Annotated in this window: 1 protein-coding gene; it reads left to right on the forward strand. The window is 39.6% G+C overall.

Annotated elements, in window-relative coordinates:
* Nucleotides 1-613: 613 nt before the first annotated feature.
* Nucleotides 614-979, forward strand: coding sequence for a DUF1349 domain-containing protein (locus O9332_RS11030; protein ID WP_288025469.1), 366 nt, complete (start codon nt 614-616; stop codon nt 977-979).
* Nucleotides 980-1,067: the final 88 nt, after the last annotated feature.

The raw sequence follows: 1,067 nt of genomic DNA on the forward strand, positions 1-1,067 counted from the left end.
GGGGGGCATAAATCGACTAAATCCTTATCTGGCAAGAGACTTAATTGATTAGTTCGCTCTAGAGCAAAAACAATTGACAAAAATCGCATCAATGTCCTTCTCTATAAGGGTTTCATCCCTTATAACTCCGTCCATTGCATAGCACAAACCGAAGAACCCGAACTCCAGACGCAATCCAGATTGCCACTGCTATGGGAGAAGGTGCTATGTTTTTCTTGACCAATGATGCCCGTTTAGCTGCTGTCCCAGATTTAAAAGTTTTGGTTTTGGATGCTCTGTAACAGTACACCAATCTGGTAGCGTGCGTTCCTTAAACATTGATTAAAGTAAATGATAATAAGCTAAAAACATCTATGCACAGCGACGGACGGGAGTGCGAGTGCCGTCGAATAATTGTAAATTTTTGTTACGAAGTGCAGTCAGATTGAACAATTGGTGCTAAAACCTTGGGGGAAAGCTGATGTTATTTCGGCTGATTGTCAGGAATCTACAGAACGGGGTGATATGCCAAAAGTTTCCATATATTCCTACTTTGGTTATTCGGAAAGTTTCTGTATAATCAATGGTTAGCTGGCCTCGTAATATCACGATGTATCTGATTAGGAGCGATATTATGCGACTTAGTGAAAATTTTTTACAGCCAGCATTGTCAGATGATTTTTACTGGCTCAACGAGCCGACGCATTATCGTTTGGGTAATGGCTTGGAAATTTCTACAGATGAAAAAACTGATTTTTGGCAAAACACGCACTATGGTTTTCAAAGAGACGATGGGCATTGCTTATTGATGCGACAAGTTGGCGATTTTTCCCTAATGACCCAAGTAGAATTTCAGCCTCGGGAAAAATATGATCAATGTGGCCTAATGGTGCGGATTGACAGTCAGAATTGGATAAAAGTTTCCACGGAATATGAAAGCGAACAAGCTATACTTTGCACGGCTACAACTTGCATTTTTTACTCAAGGACAATAATATAGTTTAAGAGTCATAATTAGAAGCAAAGCACTCATTAAAAACATGATTAACCTAGAATTCACGGAAGAAGAAAAGAACTCACTGTCTTAG

Source organism: Microcystis sp. LE19-10.1B (genome assembly GCF_027530565.1).
In the GTDB taxonomy this organism is placed as follows: Bacteria; Cyanobacteriota; Cyanobacteriia; order Cyanobacteriales; family Microcystaceae; genus Microcystis; species Microcystis aeruginosa.